Below are 14,521 nucleotides of genomic sequence, written 5' to 3'. Positions count from 1 at the left end.
AAGATGTTCGGCAAGGTCTATGCCCGCATCGTATCGCTGAAGACCATGACCTACCCTGAGCTGTGCAAGCACATGGCGGAACACAACTCGGTGTATGGCACCGATGTCTGCCTGGGCGTTGCCAACAAGTTGCAGTCCTGTATCCTGGAGCAGCTGATGGAGGGTAAGAAGGTGCAGTTTGGCGACCTGGGTACGTTCTATCTTTCTACGCGCACCACGGGTGCCGACTCTGAGGAGGAGTTCAACCTGGCGTCCAACATGCGCGGAATATACCTGCGTTTCCAGCCCAGTCGCATGGACTTGAACGACCTGACGTCGAAGTCACTGAAGAAGCGTGCCTCGCTCCTAAACGTGAAGGAGTTGGCGGGAATTGAGACCGCGAGTCAGGGGGAGAATGAGGACTAAAACCCCTCCCCGACCCTCCCAAGGGGAGGGAGGTTGGAAACAACACAACACAACAGACCCTTGCCAACAATCCAAAACCCCTCCCTTCCGCTCGAGCTCTGCTCGCTTGCTACCGAAGGGACGCAAGAAGGGGAGGGGCTGGGGGTGTGGTCTGTAACTCCATTGGCAGTTAGAACAACACTGACCCCACCCCCGACCCCTCCCCTACATGGGAGGGGAGGAAAAAAGCGACCCCTCCCCATCCCTCCCAAGGGGAGGGAGGAAAACTACACAACACAACATCCCCCTTCCCAACAATCCAAACCCCTCCCCATCCCTCCCGAGGGAGGGAGTCAGAAATAAGAAAGTCTCCCCCTTGGGGAGATTTAGAGGGGGTTTTAATAATTTAGTACCATGAAAAACAAAATTGAAACTTGGAAGTTTATCGTGCAGACCATCATCGCCATCCTTACGGCGATTGCCACCAGCCTCGGCGTGGCTAGTTGTATGAATTAAACAAAAATCCCCTCCTTTTTCGGGAGGGGAACTTTTTTATTAGATAGGTTGTTTTATCCGAGTTACTTCATCTTTCCCCTAATATGCTCCTCGTACTCAGCCAGTTCGCGCTCACCGATGTGGGCAAGACCGTAGTGCTCGTCATGCTGAGAGAAGTCGAGGCCCACCTTCTCGCTGTAGGCAGAGACACGCATGGGAATCATAAGGTCTATCAGACGATAGCCGAGCCAACTCATAGCGAAGGTGTAGGCAAAGACAATGACAATGGCCAGCAGATGATAGAGGAAGACTACAAAGCCCTCCCACGTGCCGGCGATAAGGCCCTCCTGAATGAAGATGCCTGTGAGCACGGTGCCGAAGATACCACCTGTTCCGTGGGTGGGAAATACATCGAGGGCATCATCGATGCTGGTGTGCGAACGCCAATAAACGGCGATGTTACAGATCATCGTGATGACAAAGGCGATAAAGATGCTCTGACCCACGGTGACATAACCGGCTGAGGGGGTGATGGCTACCAAGCCCACGACGCAACCTACAGCGGCACCCATAGCCGAGGGCTTGCGACCACGCAGACAGTCGAAGAAGATCCAGGTCATCATAGCCGTTGCAGAGGCGGTGTTGGTGTTGAGGAAGGCCTTGATAGCCACACCATCGGCATGGAGCGACGAACCGGCATTGAAGCCAAACCATCCGAGCCACAGCATGGCGGCACCCAGCAGCACGAAGGGTATGTTGGCGGGTTCACTCTTGCGCGTCTCAGCCTTACGGCGTCCAAGATAGATGGCACCTGCCAGCGCTGCCACGCCCGAAGAAGCGTGCACCACGATACCACCGGCAAAGTCAATGACGCCCCACTTCATGAAAAGGCCTTCGGGATGCCACGTCATGTGAGCCAGCGGACAGTAGATGACAAAGAAGAAGAACATCATAAAGAACATATAGGCCGAGAAGCGCACGCGCTCGGCAAACGAGCCGGTGATCAGCGAAGGGGTGATGATGGCAAATTTCATCTGAAACAGGGCAAAGAGTGCTAGAGGAATGGTAGCGCCACCCAACACATAGCCCGTGGGAGTGGTATACACATCGGCACCAACGTGTTGGAACATGAAGAAGGTCTGAGGATTGCCTATCACGCCACCTATGTCGTCGCCAAAGCAGAGCGAGAAACCTACTACGACCCATAGCACGGAGATAAGGCCCATAGCGATAAATGACTGCAGCATGGTGGAGATGACATTCTTAGCACCTACCATACCACCATAGAAAAAGGAGAGACCTGGGGTCATCATCAGTACAAAGATGGTGGCCGTAATCAGCCAGGCTACATCCGCTGCAGAGATAACCGACCAGTCACACTCAAAAGTGGGTTCACCAACAAACAATCCTGCAAAGGCAATCAGCGTCATAGCTGACATCAGAATAATCCAGCGTTTTTTAATTTTCATTGTTCTTATTATTTTTACAATTCCTACATTTGGATTGCAAAATTATGGCAAAACGACAGATTAACGTCCCTGCAGACGGCTTTTTTCAGCTACAAAATGACGATTATTTACACTTTGATATAAAACACACAAGAATACTAACAAATTGAAAGCGACAGCTCCCAAATCCCCTCCCCTTCCGCTCGAGCTCTGCTCGCTTGCTACCGAAGGGACGCAAGAAGGGGAGAAAAAAAGCGACCCCTCCCCGACCCTCCCAAGGGGAGGGGGTTGGTTGACTACGTAGGCACTCCCCTCCCTTCAAGGGGAGGGGCTGGGGGTGGGGTCTGTATCTCCATTGGCAGTTAGAACAACACTGACCCCACCCCCGACCCCTCCCCTACATGGGAGGGGAGAAAAAAGCGACCCCTCCCCGACCCTCCCAAGGGGAGGGAGGTTGGAAACAACACAACACAACATCCCCTTAACAACAATCCAAACCCCACCCCATCCCTTCCGAGGGAGGGGATCAAAAATAAGAAAGTCTCCCCCTTGGGGATATTTAGAGGGGGTCAAGTCTCCCCTCGGGGAGATTTGGAGGGGGTTGGTTTGCGCTACAGGTGCACCACTTCTCACATAGGTGCACCACTTCTCACCTCTCACCTCTCACTTCTCACTTTAAACAACAAAACAGCGCACCCTGAATAGGTGCGCTGCTTGTTGTTTAGGAGGGGGGTTATTTTATCCGAAATAGTCGATCTGCATGGCACGACGCACCTCGCTCATCGTCTGAGCGCCCACCTCGCGGGCTGCTTCACATCCCTTGCGCAGGATGTTGTAGATCTCAGGAATGTCTTTCTCCAGTTCGGCACGGCGCTGACGCATAGGCTCCAGATACTGATTGAGCACCTCGTTGAGGAACTTCTTGCACTTCATATCGCCCAATCCACCACGAGTGTAGTGCTCCTTCAACTCGTCGAGGTTCTGATACTCTGGCCAGAAGTTCTTGAAATCGTCATCGGTAGAGAAGGCATCAAGATAAGTGAATACGGCGTTGCCCTCTACATGACCAGGGTCACTGACGTTAAGGTGCGTGGGGTCGGTGTACATAGAGCGCACCTTCTGCCATACCTCGTCGGCAGAGTCTGAGAGGTAGATGCAGTTGCCCAGCGACTTAGACATCTTCTCCTTGCCATCGGTACCAGGCAGACGACGGGCAGTGAGATTCTCGGGCAACATGATGTTGGGCTCTACGAGCACAGGGCCATAGGTATTGTTGAAGCGGTTCACCAGCTCACGCGTCACCTCGAGCATGGGCTCCTGGTCTTCGCCAGCAGGCACAGTAGTAGCCTTGAAGAGGGTGATGTCGGCTGCCTGTGACACGGGATAGCAGAAGAATCCCAGAGGGATGCTCTCGCCGCCAAAGCCACGCATCTTAATCTCAGTTTTCACCGTGGGGTTGCGCTGCACACGGCTCACAGTGATGAGGTTCATGAGATAGGTGGTAAGTTCGGCCAACTCTGGTATCTGACTCTGGATGAAGAGTGTACACTTGTTGGGGTCGAGCCCAGCAGAGAGATAGTCGAGAGCCACCTGTGTGACGCTGTTGCGAATCTTCTCTGGATTATCGGCATTATCCGTCAAGGCCTGCACATCGGCCATAAACACAAACATGCGGTCGTAGTCGCCAGCGTTCTGCAGTTCTACGCGGCGGCGAAGCGAGCCAACGAAGTGGCCCAAATGTAGTTTTCCTGTGGGGCGGTCGCCCGTTAAAATTACTTTTCCCATATTAAATATTTAAGTTTTGTATTTTCTCTTTCTTTACAATAGCTAACTATTCAAACTCCAACTGATCCACGCGCTTCTGCATCTTGCGGTAGGCCTCCTGCAGGTCACCTTGCGTGATGTCGATACTGCGCTCCACAGGGCGCCCCACATCATTCAGACGATGTGAGAAGAGCCACTCGTAGGTTTTCTGCGAATAGAAGTAACGCGACAGGGCGCCATGCGATGCACCACGAATCCAGTCGTAGCGCAGGCGCTGCGTCAGTCGATTGCGCTTTAGCCCGTCAACAACCTTCTGCGACTCCTTTACAGACACAGCGCGGTCACCTGTGCCGTGGATAATCCACAGAGGCACCTCGCCCAGTTTTGTCTGGTCCTTCAGCGAGCAACCACCACAGAGGGCCATGCCGGCTGCAATCTTATCGGGATAGGTGCCCACAAAGTCCATGGTGCCGTAGCCTCCAAGGCTCATGCCTATCACATAGACCCGCTGGTGGTCGTAGGTGTAGTCGTTTGCATCGAGCCACTCTAGGATGTCGTTCAGCTTGCGAGGGCTCCACGCACCACCCGGATTCTGGGGTGCCACCACAAGAGCGGGCACGTCGAGTCCGCGCTTGATAGCATCGATGGTGCCATAGCGAAGCACGCGATCCATATTGCGCCCACAAAGGCTGGCACCATGAAGGAAGACAAGGAGCGGTGTGGATTCCTGAGAGTAGTAGTAGTCCTCAGGGGTGTACAACCAGAAGTTATAACCACCTGGAATCACGTTCTTCTTGGCCGATACCAGGTCGTACTGCGCATAGTTACACAGCACACTCAGTGCCAACAGGCATACTAACACACATCGCTTCATCATAGGCTTATTCTCCTTTCTGTTTGATAATAAACTTATTAATCATGGTGCCCCTACAGCCCACCACCACCGCATTGCCCACCACGATGGGCGACGACTCGAAATTGGCACCTATCAACTTCTTGGCAATCACACGACCGCTCTTTCCCTCGATGAGATAGGCATAGCCACTGGCATCGCCCGTGAAGATAAACATGCGGTCTTGCTCATTGAGCAGCTTCACTGGCGACGACCAACAGAAGTTGCCATAGGGCACGGTGTATTTTAGGCTGCCATCACGCGTAGAAAGTGCCATCAGTTCGCCACGACTGGCCGAGGCACCGTTGCGACAGATGTTGGCAAAGATCATATCCTGGCAGTCGCCCGATCCCAACAGTGGCGTTGAATACACACCACCATCAAGCGTCTTTCCAGGCAGATTTACACGCTGACAAGCTATCTGCTTTTCCCACACAAGCTGACCTGTGAGCGCCTGCAGTTTGACGAAATGGCAGATGCCCTGGTCACCCTGCTTGTCCACCTCGCACGCGGTATATATATAAGGTGAGCCATTCTCCTCGCGACAAACGATGGTGCCATCGCTGTCATCGTGGTTATCATAGCGCCACACGGGCTTCATAGTGTTCAGGTTCACACAGACAACGTTGCCTTGATTATCACTGAAAAAGCCATAGTTGCGATACACGCAGAGGCTTGACTCAATGCCTGGGGCCTTACCATTCACTCGATAGCGCAATGTCTGGAGGCGGCGCAAGTGACCACCGGCTGTTCGCTCGAACTTATACAGCGATCCATTCTCGCCAGGCCAGAAGAGATACCCGCCTGCCACCACGGGCGACGAGTCGAAAGCCTGCCAGCCACGCCATGCACGTGGGTCGTTGAAAAAGAACGTGCGTTCGTGCTTCAGCAAGTCGAAAGCCTGACATCCCAAGGGAGCTCCAATGCTGACGCCCTGACCTGAATAGAGGTTCATCAGCTCTGGGTCGAGCGACATGGTGCCTTTCACCACATTATGCAGGTCGAGCGGCTGGCGCGAGGGTTTTCCAGATTGGAAATTAAGAAAGAAAGCCTTGCCACAAAGCGAGCCCACCATCACCTCTTCGGCACCAAAATCGGCAGTGAGTGCCTTTGACTGCTGGCGGAACTGCTTCATCTCGGCTTCTGTCCAGCGGGCATAGAGAGGCTGGCCGGTCCAACCAGTGCCCCCACCCCATGTACCAAATTTGGTAGAGTCGTTGCGATAAGGCGTGTTGTAGGTCCATGCTATCTCTATCGTATCTGGATTACCCTTCACAGTGCCGCCGAAGTCGGCGTCGCGACGGAGGTTCTTGCGGAAAGTCATCACCCTGTCAGAGCGATCATAGCGATCATCATAATCTGAAAGGAAGTGAGTCAACGAGTCATCTGTCTCTACTTGAAATTCGAGCACAGCAGCCGATGCAAACATAGTGTCTGGCAGAGTCAGCTCCTCAAGTGTGGGAACATGTGCCACCGAATCACTATCCGAAGCGCCAACGCCTAATACGGCTGGCACCCCTTTACCTGTGCAAGCTGTGGTCAGTAAAAGAAGCAGGAACAAGGCCTGCGACATATATTTCATTTCTACAACCGATAGTTTCTTACAAATTTCTCACCTTCAGCGAAGCCTTCCTCATAGAGGCGCTCCAACTTATCTACATCCTGACACATACGTCCAACATCCATAGGGCGCTGCGGACGGATGACTACTATTTCACCCCAGTCTTCCATGCGTTCCACCATGTCGAGCTGCTCGTTGTACACACGCACACGATGACTTAGTGCCACACGCAGGCGTGGATAGTCGCGATAGATCATCTTGGGGATGTCCATATCGCGCTCTGTAGAACGATAGCCGCGATTGCGGGTCATCACCACCACATTGAACGGATGTCCCTGTTCCACTGCACGAAGCACAGGAATTGAGTCGACAATGCCACCATCAAGCATTGGAATGCCATCCACCATCGTAATTTGCGCAACAAAGGGCAACGAACTGCTGGCTTTAACAATTGCCGTCAGACGAGTGGCATCATATGGTTCACTCAAATATTCGGCACGCCCCGTCAAACAATTGGTGGTCACCGCCTCAAAGATAGCTGGATTACAACGGTAGGCCTCATAGTCGAAAGGCAGTATCTCGTTGGGAAAACGCTGATAAAGCACGTCGGGGTCAAAAATGCTGCCATCAACGATAAGAGACTTCAGAGAAATGTAGTCATACTTCTTGAGCATGTCTATGTTTGAATAGCGTGCACGACGAGGCTGATTGCTCATATAGCTGAGCCCATTGCAGGCACCAGCCGAGACGGCCACCACATAGGGGAAATGGTAGTCGTGCTTCATCAGCGCATCAAGCACACCACTGGTGAAGACGCCACGCATTCCGCCGCCTTCAAGCACTAATCCCGTGTCTTTACCTAAACATTCCATGCGTTTTCGATGCAAAGGTACACATTTTTTCGTTTTTTCACATTGATTTCTCCACAAATTAATAAATAATGAGTAACTTTGCAGGAAATTTTCACTAATATGTTTAATAAAGACACATACACACGTCGCAGAGCTGAATTAAAGCAACTGGTTGGCAATGGTATTATCGTACTTTTCGGTAACAACGAATCACCCGCCAACTACCCCGCCAACAGCTATGCGCCATTCCGTCAAGACTCTTCATTCATTTACTACTTCGGCCAGCACCGCGATGGACTGGTGGGCGTTATTGATGTGGACAATGACGAGGAATGGCTCTTTGGCGACGACATTGACATCGAGGACATTGTATGGATGGGATTCGTGCCGTCTGTAGCTGATCTGGCTGCAGAGGTGGGTGTAAAGAAGACTGCACCCATGAAAGAGCTGACCAACAGGCTGAAAGGTACCTGGGCAGCCGCAGAGAAGCACTTCCTGCCACCTTATCGCCACGACACTAAGATTCAGATTATGGACCTGCTGGGCATCCATCCTTCTGCACAGAAGGAAGCAGCTTCACTGAAACTTATCAAAGCAGTGGTGAAGATGCGCTCTACCAAGGAACCACAAGAGATTGACGCCATCGAGCGGGCTTGCGACGTGGGCTATGCCATGCATACCACAGCCCAGCTGCTGATCAAGCCTGGCGTCACAGAGCGCTTCATTGGCGGACAGGTGGACGGCATAGCTCGCAGTTTAGCACAGGGCGTCAGCTTTGCTACTATCTTCTCGCAGCATGGGGAGATTATGCACGGAAGCCCCAGTGGTGCCCAACTGGAAGCTGGACGTCTGGCGCTGTGCGACGCAGGATGCGAACTGGACGACTACTGTTCAGACAACACACGCACCATGCCCGTAAGCGGTAAGTTCACACAGAAGCAGCTGGAAATCTACTCCATCGTAGAGGCCTGCCACGACTATGTGCTCGAGGTAGCCAAGCCTGGTGTGAAGTATCAGGATGTGCACTTTGCTGTTTGCCGTCTGATGACCGATCGACTGAAGGAATTGGGACTGATGAAGGGCGACACCGAAGAGGCAGTACGCGCTGGTGCTCACGCCATGTTCCTGCCTCACGGATTAGGACACATGATGGGTATGGATGTACACGATATGGAAGGACTGGGACAAATCTACGTAGGCTTCGACGAGGAGACACGCCCCAATCTTGAACAGTTTGGCACCAATTGCCTGCGCATGGGTCGCCGACTAGAGGAAGGCTTCGTGGTAACCGATGAGCCAGGTATATACTTCATTCCCCACCTCATCGACCTGTGGAAGAGCGAGGGCCACTGCAAGGAGTTCCTAAACTTTGACAAGCTGGAAACCTACAAGGATTTTGGCGGTATTCGCATCGAAGACGACATCCTGATCACCAAGGACGGATGCCGATTCCTGGGTTCAAAACGCATCCCCTATCACCCTAAAGAATTAGAATCATTTATGAATAATAACTAATTGAAAATGAAAAAATTACTATCAATCACACTCCTGGCCGTAATGGCCTTGGGCGTACAGGCTGAAGAGAAAGACTCTACCAAGTGCAACAAGCCTGTATTCACCACCATTAAAGAAAATCCCATCACCAGCGTGAAAGACCAGAACCGCAGTGGTACTTGTTGGGACTACTCTACCATCTCATTCTTTGAGGCTGAGATTCTGAAGGCAACTGGCAAGACTTACGACCTCTGCGAGAGCTTCGTGGCCAACAAGACCTATATGGATCGTGCTATCCAGGTGGTTCGCTATCATGGCGACTGCCAGTTCTCTCAGGGTGGTTCTGCAGAAGACGTGCTGGCAACCATGAAGAAGTTTGGTATCTGCCCAGAGGGCGCTATGCCTTTCCCTGGTTCTCTCTATGGTGACTCACTGAACAACTTCAACGAGTTCTTCTCACTGATGGAGCCCTATGTAGCTGCCATTGCTAAGAGCGACGCCAAGAAGATATCAAGCCAGTGGAAAGTAGGTTTGCAGGGCATTCTGGATGCTTACCTGGGACAGTGCCCTGAGAGCTTCACATACGAGGGCAAGAAATACACGCCAAAGAGCTTCGCTGAGAGCCTGGGCATCAATCTGGATGACTACGTTTCCATCACCAGCTACACCCACCACCCCTTCTACACTGGTTTTGCTGTAGAGGTACAGGACAACTGGCGTTTCCCCCTGAGCTACAACCTGCCAATGGACGAGATGATGCAGGTCATCGACAATGCCATAGAGAAGGGCTACACCATCGCATGGGGCGGCGACGTTTCTGAGGATGGATTCACACGTCAGGGTTTGGCTTATGCCATCGACACCAAGAAGACTGAGAGTCTGGCAGGTAGCGATATGGCTCGCTGGCTGAAGATGACTGCTGCTAAGAAGCGCAACCTCATCGACTCGCTGGGATGCAACGTACCCGAGATTACTGCTACTCAGGAGCTGCGCCAGGAGCGCTTCGACAACTGGGAGCTGACCGACGACCACGGCATGCTGATCTATGGCGTGGCTAAGGATCAGAATGGCAAGGAGTACTATATGGTCAAGAACTCATGGGGCGAAACAGGCGACTACAAAGGAACTTGGTACATGACCAAGACCTTTATCGCTGCCAACACGATGGATTTCCTGATCAATAAGAACGCTATTCCCAAGAACATCCGTAAAAAGCTTGGCATCTAAGCAGTAAGAAGCTGATTTATATAAAAAGCGGCATATTCTGTTAAATTTCATACAGGATATGCCGCTTTTTCGTTTTTATTCGTTACCTTTGTATGCTATTTTGCCGTAATAGGCACCAATGGCACCTGAAACGAAGATAAAAAAAAACGATATAATGAATTCTAAATGGAATTATGAACCTCCTACGCCTGAACGGCAGTTGGCGGCGAAAGAATTGGCAGACAAAATAAACATGAGTCCCATTCTGGCCGAACTACTCATCAAGCGTGGTATTCGCACAGAGTCGGCAGCCAAACGATTCTTCCGCCCTATGCTCAGCGAGCTCATTGACCCGTTCTTGATGAACGACATGGATATCGCCGTGGATCGTTTGAACGACGCCATGGGTCGAAAAGAGCGTATCATGGTATATGGCGACTACGATGTGGACGGATGCACAGCTGTGGCTTTGGTATATAAGTTCTTGCAGCAGTTCTACTCAAATATTGAGTACTACATCCCTGATCGCTATGAAGAGGGCTATGGCATCAGTATCAAAGCGCTGGACTTTGCCGCTCAGGCGGGTGTGAAGTTGATTATCGTACTGGATTGCGGCATCAAAGCTATCGACGAGATTGCCTATGCCAAGAGTTTGGGCATCGACTTTATCATCTGCGATCACCACGTGCCCGATGATGAACTGCCATGTGCTGTGGCTATCCTAAACCCTAAGCGTGCCAACTCTACCTACCCCTTCAAGCATCTTTGTGGGTGTGGCGTGGGATTTAAGTTCATGCAGGCTTTTGCCAAGAACAACGGCATTGCCTTCTCACAGCTGGTTCCACTGCTGGAATTCTGTGCAGTGAGCATCGCTGCCGACATCGTTCCTGTGACAGGCGAGAACCGCATTTTGGCTTTCCATGGTCTGAAACAACTGAATCAGAATCCGTCGGTAGGTCTAAAATCTATTATCGAGATTTGCGGATTGACTGGTCGCGAGATTACCATGAGTGACATCATCTTCAAGATTGGCCCTCGCATCAATGCCAGCGGACGTGTACAGAATGGTACTGAGACGGTTGACCTGCTGGTGGAACGCGACTTCCAGAAGGCGCTGATAGAGGCTTCGCATATCAACGAATACAACGAACAGCGCAAGGATATTGACAAACAGATGACCGAAGAGGCCAACCAGATCGTGGAACGACTGGAGAGTCAGGAGCACCAATCTGCCATCGTACTCTACGACGAGGGATGGAAAAAGGGCGTAGTAGGCATCGTAGCCTCGCGCCTCACTGAAATATACTACCGTCCAACGGTGGTGCTGTCGTGCAACGAAGGTATGGCTACAGGATCTGCTCGCAGCGTGGCCGGCTATGACATTTACGATGCCATCAAGGATTGCAGAGACTTGCTGGAAAACTTCGGAGGACATACTTATGCCGTAGGCCTGTCGCTGAAGGTAGAGAATATCCCAGAATTTCGCAGGCGTTTCCAGCAGTACGTCAGTCAGCATATCTTACCAGAACAGACAGAGGCGATGCTCGACGTAGAAGCCGAGATAGACTTCAAGGACATCACAAAGAAACTGCACAACGACCTAAAGAAGTTTGCACCTCACGGCCCCGAGAACCCCAAGCCCATCTTCTGCACACGCAACGTCTATGACTATGGCACATCGAAGGTGGTGGGCAAACAGCAGGAGCACATCAAACTGGAACTGGTTGATTCGCGTTCAAGTAATGTGATGAACGGCATCGCCTTCGGACAGAGCGCAGCTGCACGCTATATCAAGTCTAAACGTTCGTTCGACATTGCATATACTATCGAGGAGAACATCTATAAGCGTAACGAAGTTCAACTCCAGATTGAGGATATCAAACCATCGGAAGAGTATTGATAGTTCTGGGCTATGGACTATGAACAGATTCTAAAGAAATACTGGGGCTACGATGATTTCCGCGGCATTCAGAAAGAAATCATTGAGTCAATAGGTAGCCAAAAAGACACACTGGGTCTGATGCCTACTGGTGGCGGTAAGTCTATCACGTTCCAGGTGCCTGCTTTGGCACAGGAAGGCACGTGTATTGTCATTACGCCCCTCATCGCCCTGATGAAAGATCAGGTGCAGAATCTGCGCAAACGTGGCATACGTGCAGCTGCTATCCATTCTGACTTGTCGCACGATGACGTTATCAAGACTTTAGAAAATGCTGTTTTCGGCGCCATAAAACTACTCTACGTCTCTCCTGAGCGACTTTCCTCTGAACTATTTCTACAGAAACTCAACCACATGAAGGTGAGTTTCATATGCATCGACGAGGCTCATTGCATTTGCCAATGGGGCTACGATTTCCGACCTTCTTATCTAGCTATCGGCAACATCCGTAAGATGTTACCTGATACACCTATACTGGCGCTCACTGCTACAGCTACGCCCGCTGTAGTGGATGATATCCAGGAGAAGTTGCTGTTCAAGCAGAAAAACGTGTTCCGCATGAGCTTTGAGCGCAAGAACCTGGCTTATGTAGTAAGAGAGACTGCCGACAAGGAAGCTCAACTCATTCATATCCTGAAACGCATCTCTGGTTCTGCTATCGTATATGCTCGCAGCCGTCAGCGTACCAAGGAGACAGCAGAACTGCTGTGCAAAAACGGCCTAGATGCGACTTTCTTTCATGCTGGATTGGATTATAACGAGAAAGATCAGCGACAGAAGGAATGGCAAGAAGGAAAGGTGCGTATCATCGTAGCTACAAACGCCTTTGGTATGGGTATCGACAAACCTGATGTGCGCGTTGTCATCCATATCGACTGTCCGGATAGTTTGGAGGCTTACTTCCAAGAGGCTGGACGTGCAGGACGCGACGGCAAGAAAGCCTACGCCGTACTGTTGTATAACGACAGCGATGCCATGAAACTTCACAAGCGCATCGTTGACACCTTCCCAGAGAAAGACTACATTCGCAAGGTGTACGACCACTTGGCTTATTTCTATCAGATAGGTATAGGATCTGGCTATAACGCGATGTTCGAATTCCCCATCGATAAGTTCTGCCACAACTTCAAGCACTTCCCCATCCGTGTGGATGCCGCCTTGAAGATATTGGATCGCGCTGGCTACATAGAATATCACGAGGAAGAGGAATGTAAGGCACGCGTGAGATTCGTGTTGGAACGCGACGATTTGTATCGCCTTCGCGGAAACAGCAAAGAGGAGGATGCACTCATCATCACGCTGCTGCGCAACTACAGCGGACTTTTCAATGGCTTTCAGTACATTGACGAGACCTTTCTGGCTCAGCAAACCGACTCAACGACGCCCATGGTTTACCTTTTGCTGAAAGGACTGGCACAAAAGAATATCATTCAGTTTATACCACAGAAGAAGACGCCACTCATACGCTATCGTCAGCGTCGCGAGGAGTCGCAGTATCTTTCGTTCCCTCCAGCAGTCTATGAGACGCTGAAAGAACGCTTCAGCGAGCGCATAGAGCACATGATAAACTACGCTACGAGAGGTAATCAGTGCCGCAGTCAGCAACTGCTACGCTACTTTGGCGAAACCAAAAGTAAGCCTTGCGGACAATGCGACGTATGTCTTTCACACGGAAACAAAGCCGGATTCAAGGTTGAGACAAAAACTGCTACCGAGGCTATCAAAAACATCTTGGCCGACAAAAAGCCACACGAAGTAAAGGAACTGATGCAACTTCCATTTGATAGCGAAGCCATCCAGAATGCGCTACGCAAGATGACACTCGACGAAGCAATCACTATCGAAGGCACCACAGTCCGACTAGACTGTTAACGCTTATCGTCAAACTCCCAATCCTTATACTTTTCACGAGGGAATATAAACATATTATCATCTATCCCACCCGATTTAAAGTTGCTTATCTTTATCTTTGCCCATATGAAAGCAACCTTAATCTTTAGGCTAATGGGATGATAAGTACCCTGGGTCACAATAGCTTTCACCTCCTTAATTGTACCCTTTGCGCCTTTCTTTTGTTTCAGAGTCAGCAAAAGATTAGTTCCCTGTTTCTCAACACGATACGAAAAATCATCTAAGGAGAACTTAAACTTTCCAGAGTACTTATCCTTCTTATCAGACATTGCATCATGCACCTCCACCACACGACGCTTTCGATAGGCCATGAAAGCCGTCACACCATCATTCCAGGTATCCACACGCTCATCACTAAAGCGTTGTTTTTTGCCTTTGTACCAGATGGTGCCATGCGTCTTATAAATGCCAATGATATCTACATCGTAATGCAATGTGGCCCCTTGTGGACCAAACACTTGATTATAAGCCTTGTCGAATATCTGTCGCGCCTGTTGCTCGTTGGTAATCTTCTGTTTTCCCCACGCCCCAACTGCCAACAGCAGGAATAAGCACAGTATCAGTTTATGTTTCATC

At 50.9% G+C, this 14,521-nt stretch carries 12 protein-coding genes; 6 read left to right on the top strand and 6 right to left on the bottom strand.

From position 1 onward, the window contains the following. Both T496_RS15110 and T496_RS14880 read left to right on the top strand, forming a co-directional pair. On the top strand, positions 1-405 hold a 405-nt coding region (locus T496_RS15110; protein WP_197018933.1), incomplete at its 5' end, for an HU family DNA-binding protein. 393 nt (positions 406-798) lie between these two features. Continuing rightward, positions 799-900 (top strand): smalltalk protein, encoded by a 102-nt coding sequence (locus T496_RS14880; protein ID WP_155808395.1) that lies wholly within the window; start codon positions 799-801, stop codon positions 898-900. A gap of 62 nt (positions 901-962) precedes the next feature. Here T496_RS14880 and T496_RS0105415 read toward each other — a convergent pair whose 3' ends face one another. The 5 genes from T496_RS0105415 to T496_RS0105395 form a co-directional block, all read right to left on the bottom strand. After that, positions 963-2,348: an ammonium transporter gene (locus tag T496_RS0105415; RefSeq protein ID WP_052342090.1), complete on the bottom strand. Its 1,386-nt coding sequence runs from the start codon at positions 2,346-2,348 to the stop codon at positions 963-965. Positions 2,349-3,065: 717 nt separating this feature from the next. Then, entirely contained in the window at positions 3,066-4,112 is a 1,047-nt protein-coding gene (trpS, locus tag T496_RS13550; protein WP_044110670.1) for a tryptophan--tRNA ligase, read from the bottom strand. Positions 4,113-4,158: 46 nt separating this feature from the next. Further along, positions 4,159-4,965 carry a carboxylesterase family protein gene (locus tag T496_RS0105405; RefSeq protein WP_155808682.1) on the bottom strand — a complete coding sequence of 269 codons (807 nt, stop codon included), beginning with the start codon at positions 4,963-4,965 and terminating at the stop codon, positions 4,159-4,161. A gap of 7 nt (positions 4,966-4,972) precedes the next feature. Next, positions 4,973-6,565, bottom strand: a complete 1,593-nt coding sequence (locus T496_RS0105400) for a PQQ-binding-like beta-propeller repeat protein (protein ID WP_052342089.1) — start codon at positions 6,563-6,565, stop codon at positions 4,973-4,975. Between the two features lie 2 nt (positions 6,566-6,567). Next, complete coding sequence (locus tag T496_RS0105395) at positions 6,568-7,416, bottom strand: patatin-like phospholipase family protein (protein WP_027449840.1); 849 nt, start codon at positions 7,414-7,416, stop codon at positions 6,568-6,570. 99 nt (positions 7,417-7,515) lie between these two features. Here T496_RS0105395 and T496_RS0105390 point away from each other — a divergent pair, with 99 nt between their 5' ends. The 4 genes from T496_RS0105390 to T496_RS0105375 all read left to right on the top strand — a co-directional run bounded on the left by T496_RS0105390 (position 7,516) and on the right by T496_RS0105375 (position 13,906). Continuing rightward, a complete protein-coding gene (locus T496_RS0105390) occupies positions 7,516-8,910 on the top strand; it encodes an aminopeptidase P family protein (protein WP_027449839.1) in 1,395 nt (464 codons plus the stop codon). Positions 8,911-8,916: 6 nt separating this feature from the next. Further along, positions 8,917-10,116 (top strand): C1 family peptidase, encoded by a 1,200-nt coding sequence (locus tag T496_RS0105385; RefSeq protein WP_027449838.1) that lies wholly within the window; start codon positions 8,917-8,919, stop codon positions 10,114-10,116. 154 nt (positions 10,117-10,270) lie between these two features. Beyond that, positions 10,271-11,995: a single-stranded-DNA-specific exonuclease RecJ gene (gene recJ, locus T496_RS0105380; protein ID WP_027449837.1), complete on the top strand. Its 1,725-nt coding sequence runs from the start codon at positions 10,271-10,273 to the stop codon at positions 11,993-11,995. Positions 11,996-12,007: 12 nt separating this feature from the next. Next, positions 12,008-13,906 carry a RecQ family ATP-dependent DNA helicase gene (locus T496_RS0105375; protein ID WP_027449836.1) on the top strand — a complete coding sequence of 633 codons (1,899 nt, stop codon included), beginning with the start codon at positions 12,008-12,010 and terminating at the stop codon, positions 13,904-13,906. Here T496_RS0105375 and T496_RS0105370 read toward each other — a convergent pair. Then, on the bottom strand, positions 13,903-14,520 hold the full coding sequence (locus T496_RS0105370) for a hypothetical protein (protein ID WP_155808675.1): 618 nt from the start codon (positions 14,518-14,520) through the stop codon (positions 13,903-13,905). The genes T496_RS0105375 and T496_RS0105370 overlap by 4 nt on opposite strands. Position 14,521: the final 1 nt, after the last annotated feature.

The organism is Xylanibacter brevis P6B11 (assembly GCF_000621825.1).
Taxonomy (GTDB): Bacteria; Bacteroidota; Bacteroidia; order Bacteroidales; family Bacteroidaceae; genus Prevotella; species Prevotella brevis.
This window is presented reverse-complemented; position numbering and strand designations above follow the sequence as displayed.

Bases quoted from the DNA above. Each gene is read 5' to 3' on its own strand.
- T496_RS14880 (WP_155808395.1), top strand. From the start codon at position 799: ATGAAAAACAAAATTGAAACTTGGAAGTTTATCGTGCAGACCATCATC.
- T496_RS0105415 (WP_052342090.1), bottom strand. From the start codon at position 2,348: ATGAAAATTAAAAAACGCTGGATTATTCTGATGTCAGCTATGACGCTG.
- trpS (WP_044110670.1), bottom strand. From the start codon at position 4,112: ATGGGAAAAGTAATTTTAACGGGCGACCGCCCCACAGGAAAACTACAT.
- T496_RS0105405 (WP_155808682.1), bottom strand. From the start codon at position 4,965: ATGAAGCGATGTGTGTTAGTATGCCTGTTGGCACTGAGTGTGCTGTGT.
- T496_RS0105400 (WP_052342089.1), bottom strand. From the start codon at position 6,565: ATGAAATATATGTCGCAGGCCTTGTTCCTGCTTCTTTTACTGACCACA.
- T496_RS0105395 (WP_027449840.1), bottom strand. From the start codon at position 7,416: ATGGAATGTTTAGGTAAAGACACGGGATTAGTGCTTGAAGGCGGCGGA.
- T496_RS0105390 (WP_027449839.1), top strand. From the start codon at position 7,516: ATGTTTAATAAAGACACATACACACGTCGCAGAGCTGAATTAAAGCAA.
- T496_RS0105385 (WP_027449838.1), top strand. From the start codon at position 8,917: ATGAAAAAATTACTATCAATCACACTCCTGGCCGTAATGGCCTTGGGC.
- recJ (WP_027449837.1), top strand. From the start codon at position 10,271: ATGAATTCTAAATGGAATTATGAACCTCCTACGCCTGAACGGCAGTTG.
- T496_RS0105375 (WP_027449836.1), top strand. From the start codon at position 12,008: ATGGACTATGAACAGATTCTAAAGAAATACTGGGGCTACGATGATTTC.
- T496_RS0105370 (WP_155808675.1), bottom strand. From the start codon at position 14,520: ATGAAACATAAACTGATACTGTGCTTATTCCTGCTGTTGGCAGTTGGG.